Raw genomic sequence first — 8,120 nt, 5'->3', positions numbered from 1 at the left:
TAAAGCAAGAATCCAAGCCCTGAAAGGGCGTAATATTAGGACTCGTCCTAAAATAAGTTGGCACAACTTAATTAAAATGATAAACTCAAATTCAGAGTAAAATCCACAACCCTTGAAAAGATATTTCAGCCCTTCGGGCCTATAATAATTACAAAATTTATGCAGTTAACTTGCTATAATTGCCTGAAAAATAAGGTGGTCTTTTAATAATACGCTATTTTGTTTAATTTTTGCCTTTTTACTTAAGTTAAGTAGCTTATCTTTCCCTTCCCTAAGTCCTGAAAGGACGTCATATCATAACACAGGGTAAAGCCCTGTGAAAATAATAAAGCAAGAATCCAAGCCCTGAAAGGGCGTAATATTAGGACTCGTCCTAAAATAAGTTGGCACAACTTAATTAAAATGATAAACTCAAATTCAGAGTAAAATCCACAACCCTTGAAAAAATAAACAAAACCTAAAATTTTCCATTAATTCAAAACAGAAAGATTGTATGTTTGTGCACTCAAAAAAAGAATGACATTGTGAGTAAAACGATAAGAATCGGTGGGGTTCCCGAACATTATAACACCCCTATTCATTTAGCCATTGAATCTGGAGCTATTCAAAAGGAAGGACTAAGCATAGAATGGAAAACATTTGAAGGTGGAACTGGCGAAATGAGAGAGGCGTTAATCAATAATGAAGTGGACATTTGCGCTATTTTAACCGAGGGAATTGTAAGTGGTATTTTACAAGGTGTTCCAGCTAAAATTATTAGTGGGTATGTCAAAAGTCCTTTGATTTGGGGCATTCATAGCGGTCCAGAAAACCCTATAAAAGACCATAAAGAAATTTATGATAAGAAATTTGCCATTAGCAGAATTGGCTCTGGCTCTCACTTAATGCCTATAGTGGATGCTTTGAATAATGACAAAAAGATAGAGGAATCACAATTTCATATTATCAATAACCTGAAAGGGGCTTTAGATTCGCTTCAAAAGCAGGAAACCGATGTGTTTTACTGGGAGAAATATACCACTAAGCCTTATGTAGAAAGAGGTGAATTGAAAAGGATTGGTGAATACGTAACGCCTTGGCCTTGTTTCGTTTTGGCTGCTCACAATGACATCATTAATGAAAGGCCTAAAGATATCTCCAGAGTACTAAGACAAATTCAGCGTTCCTCTGCCATGTTTATGGAGAATGAAGATGCTGTGGATATTGTAAGTGAGCGCTTTGAAATTTAAAAAGAAGATGCTGCAAAGTGGTATCATGCTACAGAATGGGCTACTGATGGATGGGTAAGTAATAAGATGTTGAAAAATGTGGTTTATACTTTAAAGGCCGCCAATATCATTAATGAGATGGCTGATACTGAAGAGTTGGTCTGGAAAAGAAATAGTATTTAAAATATCGGAATTGAAAATACCTTCTAAGATCAACAAGAATTGAAATGAGATAATAACCTCAGTTTCTTTTAAATCATGGCAAAACATCTTCAAAGCGTCATTTCGGAAATTTGAAGGAGATACCGGATAAATTAAGCCTTTTTTAAAAATTAAGTCTTAATTTTCCGGTATGACAAGGTTCAATTGATCGAACTAAGGTAATAAGTTTAAGAATCTATATATTAGTAATTATGAGCAAAGCAGAAATAGTAACCAACAAAGGCACATTAAAAATCGAATTTTATGATGATGCCACCCCAAACACTGTGAAAAACTTTCACGATTTGGCAAATAAAGGATTTTATGATGGTTTAACATTCCACAGAGTGATTCCTGATTTCGTTGTGCAAGGCGGTTGCCCTGATGGAACTGGTGCAGGTGGCCCGGGATATTCTATCGATTGTGAAACTGATGGCGAGAAGCAATATCATGAAAAAGGTGTTTTATCTATGGCGCATGCCGGTAAAAACACTGGTGGTTCACAGTTCTTTATCTGCCACGGTAGACAAAATACTCAACACCTAGACGGAAAACACACTGCTTTCGGGAAAGTATATGAAGGCCTTGATATTATTGACGATATCCGTCAAGGAGATATGATGGAAAAAGTGACGATTACAGAGTAGGGAGATAAGGGATGAAGGATGATGGGTGTACATCAATCATCCTTCACCCTACACCCCACATCAAACTAATTCCCCTCCAATATCTGGAATAACTCATCCAATTTAGGAGTCAAAATAATTTCCGTTCTTCTGTTTTCTCTTCTACCCTCTGCATTTTCATTCGTTGCTTTAGGTGAAAATTCTCCTTTACCGGCTGCTGTAACTCTTTCAGGTGAGGCTCCATTATTGGTTAAAATCCTCACAATAGAAGTAGCTCTCAGAACACTTAAATCCCAGTTGTCTTTTAGATATTTATTATTTCCAGAAATAGGCACATCATCTGTATGGCCTTCTACTACTATATTCACATCCTGATTATCTTTCAGTACTTGCGCTAGTTTTTTCAAAGCCTCCACTCCTTTCTCATCGACTACTGTACTGCCTGAATTAAATAAAAGCTGCTCTGCTAAGGATACATAGACTTTTCCGTTTTTCACTTCGACAGTCAGATCGTTTTCCTTGAAATTAAGAAGAGCTTCACTTACTTTTTGCTTCAAGGCATTTACGGCTGCTTCTTTATCGGCTAAAACTTTTTCTAATTCAGCTACTCTTTCTTCGCGCTCCGCTAAATTGGCTGCCAGTTCATCATTTCGCTGCTTAGAGATTTCCAGATCAGCTTCCATTTGCAATAGCTGCTTTTCTTTGTTTACTAAATCTTTATTGAGCTTACCGCTACTACTCATGAGCTTATCATAATAATCATTGAGCGTTTCATATTGCTGCTGCAAAGAATCGAGACTGCTTTGAGAAGCCTGATAAGCTTTTCTTGTTTGCTCTAATTTTTCCTGCTCCTCCGCTAGTTGGGCTTCTAAGGATTCAATGGCATTCATCTTCATTTCCACCTCATCCTCTAAAGACATTTTTTCAGCATCCAGTCTTACTTTTTCGGCTAAAAGCTCATCATACTTTTTCTGCGTCACGCAGGCCGCACTACTAAAAATTATTAAGGCAATAAAAATTGTTCTTGCTATCATTTTTTCAGGTTTTATTATATTGAAGTTTGTAACGAAACTAATTAAATATTGATTGTATCATTTCAAAATATAAAGTTATGCAAAAGAAATTAGTAGTCTTAACCGGTGCCGGAATAAGTGCAGAAAGTGGAATTCCAACTTTCAGAGGAGCAGACGGACTTTGGGAAGGACATGATGTAATGGAGGTAGCCTCTCCTCAAGGCTGGGAGAAAGACCAGGCCTTGGTTTTAGATTTTTACAACCAAAGAAGAAAGGCCGTTTTAGAGGCAGAACCGAATGAAGCCCATAAAATTTTAGCCGAACTGGAGGCCCATTATGATGTACAAATCATCACTCAAAACATTGATGATCTGCATGAAAGAGGTGGTTCATCCAAGGTTTTACATTTACATGGCGAAATTAAAAAAGCCAGAAGCTGCGTGGATGAAAATCTAGTCTATGAGCTGGAGGGTTGGGAAATAAAAGAAGGAGATTTATGCGAAAAAGGATCTCAATTGCGGCCGCATATCGTTTGGTTTGGCGAAATAGTGCCTATGATGGAGCCGGCAGCGCGTATTACCGCTTCCGCAGATATCTTATTAGTAGTGGGGACTTCTCTTCAAGTTTATCCTGCAGCAGGCTTGATTCATGAAGTAAACTGTGATGTTCCTATTTATGTAGTGGATCCAAGCACTCCCGACTATTATGGAAGCAATCAGATCACTGCTATTCCCAAGGGCGCTGTGGAAGGTATGAAAGAATTGAAGGAGAAGTTGATAGCTCTTTAAACGGTAATGTTGTTTAACCTTTGTGTAACTCTGTGAAAAACTCAGTGCCCATAGCGGTTAAAAGAAAAAAGCCTTAGGCTTTTATTCTCTTTTGTAGTAAGACAATGCTGTTGTAAAAATCTATTATTGGAATATTATCTTTACTCATTTCAATACCTTCCTAATTTCATTGGCTTTATGCATCAAGGATTTTAACTCAGCACTATTCCCTTCTGCTAATTGCTTCTGAAAATGCTGCAATTGTAGAATATATTCATCCAATGCTTTGCTAAGATGTGATTTATTTTGCTGAAAAATGGGAGCCCACATTTCCGGTGAACTTTTAGCTAAGCGGACTGTGCTGGCAAAACCACTACCTGCCAGATTAAGGATATTTTCTTCATCCTTTTCGATATTCAAAACCGTTAAGCCTAGCATAAAAGAGCTAATATGAGAAAGATGCGAAACATAAGCCAGATGTTTATCATGGTTTTCTGCATCCATAAAGATATTTTTCATCCCTACAATCTCAAAAAGCCAATTAGCATAACTTTTAGCCTTCTCACTGCTTAAATCATACTCACAGATAATATTCTTCTTTCCTTCAAAAAGCTTAGGAAAGGCGGCTTCAGGTCCTGAATATTCTGTTCCGGCTATAGGATGAGCTGCCACGTACTGCGCTCTTTTCGGATGTTGGCCAACATTATGGCAAATCCCCGCTTTGGTTGAACCGCCATCAATAATCACCGTGTTTTCTGAAATATTCGATAATAAGGCAGGTAGCAGATCATAAATTGCGCTAACTGGGATTGCCAAGATGATTAAATCAGATTCAAGCACTTCTTTATCATCAGCTGACTTGATTTCATTAATCAAATTTAACTCCAGTGCTTTTGCAGCATGATCAGGATTTTGATCTACTCCATAAATATTGATATCCGGAAATTTATTCTTTACAGCTAGAGCAAAACTCCCACCTATTAAGCCTAATCCGAATACACTTATGCTATTAATCATCTGCTTCATAATTTAAAATCTTTTAGGCGTTCAAGGGCCGTTTTAAATTGGTATTCATCAGCACATAAAGAGATTCTGACAAAGCCTTTTCCTTGCGAACCAAAAATAAACCCCGGACTTAAGAAAACTTTATATTCATGTAATATTAAATTCACAAACTCTTCGGATGAAACCATGCTAGAAGGCATTTTAGCCCACAGGAACAATCCCTGTTGATTTCCATCAAATGAACAGCCTATTTTATTCAGAATTTGTTCTGCCAGTATCCTTCTTTCTGTGTAAACTGCATTTAAGTTTTCAAACCAATCTTCACTTAATTTAAGCGCCTCTGCCGCTGCTATTTGTAAGGGCTTGAACATTCCACTGTCCATATTACTTTTCACCTTCAAAATAGCATTAATGAATTCCGCTTTTCCCATGCACCATCCTAATCTCCAGCCTGCCATATTATGAGATTTGCTTAAGGAATTAAGCTCAATGGCAACTTCAAAAGCTCCCTCGATTGATAAGATACTTTGATAATCCTGATTTAAAATCATAGAATAGGGATTATCATTCACTATTAAAAACTGATGCTTTTGAGCTAATTCAATTAACTTTTGAAGTGTCTCTTTGGGATATTGAACTCCTGTTGGCATGTGGGGCGAATTAAGCCAGAATAACTTCACTTTATCCAAATCCAGTTTTTCAATGGCCTTAATATCTAACTGCCACTTATTTTCTTCTTTTAAATCATAATATTGAATATCTGCCTGAACCAAATTAGCTACCGCTGCATAAGTAGGATAGCCCGGATTTGGAACTAGAACTTTATCACCAGCATTAACAAATGCCTGAGTGATATGCATGATTCCTTCTTTGGATCCTACCAGTGGCAGGATTTCATTTTCAGTATCTAATTCTACCTTAAAATATTGAGTATAATATTCTGCTATTGCATTTCTTAATTCAGGAATACCTCTATAAGATTGATAAGCATGTACATTGGGCTTGATAGCTGCATTATTTAAAGCCTTAATAACAGTGGGATGTGGCGCCAGATCAGGACTTCCTATTCCCAGATTGATCACAGGAAAGTCAGGACTATCCAAACTTCTTACTTCTTGTAACTTCTTACTGAAATAATATTCCTCTACACTCTTAATTCTATCAGCAGTTTTAATCATATTCTAAATTTTGAAAATAAAAAAGCCTGAACTTTTATGCTCAGGCCTTAATAATAATGATTTATCCAAAATGTTTAAATATCTATCTTAGCATATTTTGCATTTTTCTCTATGAATTCTCTTCTCGGTGGAACTTCATCTCCCATCAACATACTAAATAAGTGATCAGCCTCAGCAGCAGATTCTACTGATACCTGTTTCATTTTTCTAGTCTTAGGATCCATGGTAGTATTCCATAATTGCTCAGGATTCATTTCACCCAAACCTTTATATCGCTGTAAATGAACAGCACCTTCAGTTCCATCAGGAGAAATTTCCTTTACTACTTCCACTCTTTCATCTTCAGTAAAAACGTAACGTTCTGTTTTCCCTCTTTTAATTAAATATAAAGGTGGTTGTGCTATATATATATAGCCTAGATCGATAAGTTCACGCATGTAGCGGAAAAAAAGTGTTAGAATTAAAGTACGAATGTGAGATCCATCAATATCAGCATCGGTCATGATTACGATTTTATGATACCTTAATTTTTCAAGATTAAGTGCTTTTTCATCATCCTCAGTTCCAATACGAACACCAAGTGCCGTTAAAATATTTTTAATCTCATCATTATCGTAAATCTTATGCTCTTGTGCTTTTTCTACATTCAAAATTTTACCTTTCAAAGGAAGAATAGCTTGGAAATTACGGTCTCGTCCTTGTTTTGCAGAACCACCGGCAGAATCTCCCTCAACCAAGTATATTTCGCATAATGCAGGATCTTTTTCAGAGCAATCCGCTAGTTTTCCAGGCAATCCAGAACCAGTCATAACGTTCTTTCTTTGAACCATCTCTCTGGCTTTCTTAGCTGCATTTCTTGCTTGCGCTGCTAAGATTACTTTCTGTACAATGGTTTTGGCTGCCTTAGGATTTTCCTCCAGGAAATATTGTAAGGTTTCAGATACACAGCTTTCCACTGCACCCATTACATCTGAGTTACCTAATTTAGTTTTCGTCTGACCTTCAAATTGAGGCTCCTGCACTTTAACTGAAATAATAGCCGTTAATCCCTCGCGGAAATCATCACCGGTTATTTCAATTTTTTGCTTTTCTAAGAGCCCTGATTTATCAGCATAACTTTTTAGCGTTCTGGTCAAAGCTCTTCTAAAACCAGAAACGTGCGTACCTCCTTCAATGGTGTTAATGTTGTTTACATATGAAACCACATTCTCACTGTAAGAAGTATTATAATTTAAAGCAACCTGAACCGGAACACCATTCTTTTCCCCTTCCATATAAATAGGCTGAGGAATTAATTTTTCACGGCTTACGTCCAAATACTCTACAAACTCTAAAAGACCACCTTCTGAGAAGAAATTTTCTTCTTTTGAGTTACCTTCTTCGTCTTTATCTCTATGATCTTGTAATTTTATTTTAATTCCGGCATTCAAATAAGCCAATTCTCTTAATCGAGAAGCAACCGTTTCATATTTGAATTCAGACTCAATGAATATAGTATTATCAGGCTTAAACTGGATTTTAGTACCAGTAATATCAGTTTCACCTACTGGCTTTACAGGCTCTTTTGGAAATCCTTTAGAATATTCCTGCTCGTAGATTTTACCATCTCGGCTATAAATTGTAGCCTTCAACATGGTAGACAAAGCATTCACACAAGAAACCCCTACACCGTGCAAACCACCAGAAACTTTATAAGAATCTTTATCGAATTTACCACCAGCGTGAAGCACTGTCATTACAACCTCTAAAGCAGAACGCCCTTCTTTTTCATGAATATCTACAGGAATACCACGACCGTCATCCATTACTGTAACTGAATTATCTTCATTAATTTCAACAGTAATTTTAGTACAATAGCCTCCCATGGCCTCATCTATGGAGTTATCCACTACTTCCCAAATCATATGGTGAAGTCCTTTAAAGCCAACATCGCCAATGTACATGGCAGGTCTTTTTCTTACTGCTTCTAAACCTTCTAAAACGGTAATATTACCCGCTGAATATTCTTTGTTCTTGTTATCTTTTTCTTTACTCATAGTGTTTTTACCAAAAGGTCAAAAATAGGTTATTTTAATGGATTTTGATAGCTTTATTAAGTGTTTTTTCACTTTCTGGCTTTATC

At 36.7% G+C, this 8,120-nt stretch carries 7 protein-coding genes; 3 read left to right on the top strand and 4 right to left on the bottom strand.

The window, feature by feature from the left end; genetic code table 11:
- Positions 1-524 precede the first annotated feature (524 nt).
- The gene (locus tag Q0L29_RS12555; RefSeq protein ID WP_296622152.1) at positions 525-1,229 is read left to right on the top strand and encodes an ABC transporter substrate-binding protein; all 705 of its coding nucleotides are present in this window, start codon (positions 525-527) and stop codon (positions 1,227-1,229) included.
- Positions 1,230-1,621: 392 nt separating this feature from the next.
- On the top strand, positions 1,622-2,056 hold the full coding sequence (locus Q0L29_RS12550; protein WP_296622150.1) for a peptidylprolyl isomerase: 435 nt from the start codon (positions 1,622-1,624) through the stop codon (positions 2,054-2,056).
- Positions 2,057-2,121: 65 nt separating this feature from the next.
- On the opposite strand, the gene Q0L29_RS12545 is transcribed toward Q0L29_RS12550, so the two are convergent.
- Positions 2,122-3,069, bottom strand: a complete 948-nt coding sequence (locus Q0L29_RS12545; RefSeq protein WP_296622148.1) for an OmpA family protein — start codon at positions 3,067-3,069, stop codon at positions 2,122-2,124.
- A gap of 77 nt (positions 3,070-3,146) precedes the next feature.
- Between Q0L29_RS12545 and Q0L29_RS12540 the strand changes: the two genes are divergently transcribed.
- Complete coding sequence (locus tag Q0L29_RS12540) at positions 3,147-3,836, top strand: NAD-dependent deacylase (RefSeq protein ID WP_296622146.1); 690 nt, start codon at positions 3,147-3,149, stop codon at positions 3,834-3,836.
- A 144-nt stretch (positions 3,837-3,980) separates the two neighbouring features.
- Here the strand turns inward: Q0L29_RS12540 and Q0L29_RS12535 are convergent, their stop codons facing one another.
- From Q0L29_RS12535 to gyrB, 3 genes are all read right to left on the bottom strand, one after another.
- Positions 3,981-4,841, bottom strand: a complete 861-nt coding sequence (locus Q0L29_RS12535; RefSeq protein ID WP_296622144.1) for a prephenate dehydrogenase — start codon at positions 4,839-4,841, stop codon at positions 3,981-3,983.
- Positions 4,838-5,998: an aminotransferase class I/II-fold pyridoxal phosphate-dependent enzyme gene (locus Q0L29_RS12530; RefSeq protein WP_296622142.1), complete on the bottom strand. Its 1,161-nt coding sequence runs from the start codon at positions 5,996-5,998 to the stop codon at positions 4,838-4,840. The genes Q0L29_RS12535 and Q0L29_RS12530 overlap by 4 nt, the downstream gene beginning before the upstream one ends.
- Before the next feature lie 74 nt (positions 5,999-6,072).
- On the bottom strand, positions 6,073-8,034 hold the full coding sequence (gene gyrB / locus Q0L29_RS12525) for a DNA topoisomerase (ATP-hydrolyzing) subunit B (RefSeq protein WP_296622139.1): 1,962 nt from the start codon (positions 8,032-8,034) through the stop codon (positions 6,073-6,075).
- Between the last annotated feature and the right edge of the window lie 86 nt (positions 8,035-8,120).

The sequence above is a fragment of the Marivirga sp. genome (genome assembly GCF_024636815.1).
Lineage (GTDB): Bacteria > Bacteroidota > Bacteroidia > Cytophagales > Cyclobacteriaceae > Marivirga.
Note: the sequence above shows the minus strand (reverse complement) of the source record. Positions and strands in the feature narration are given on the sequence as shown.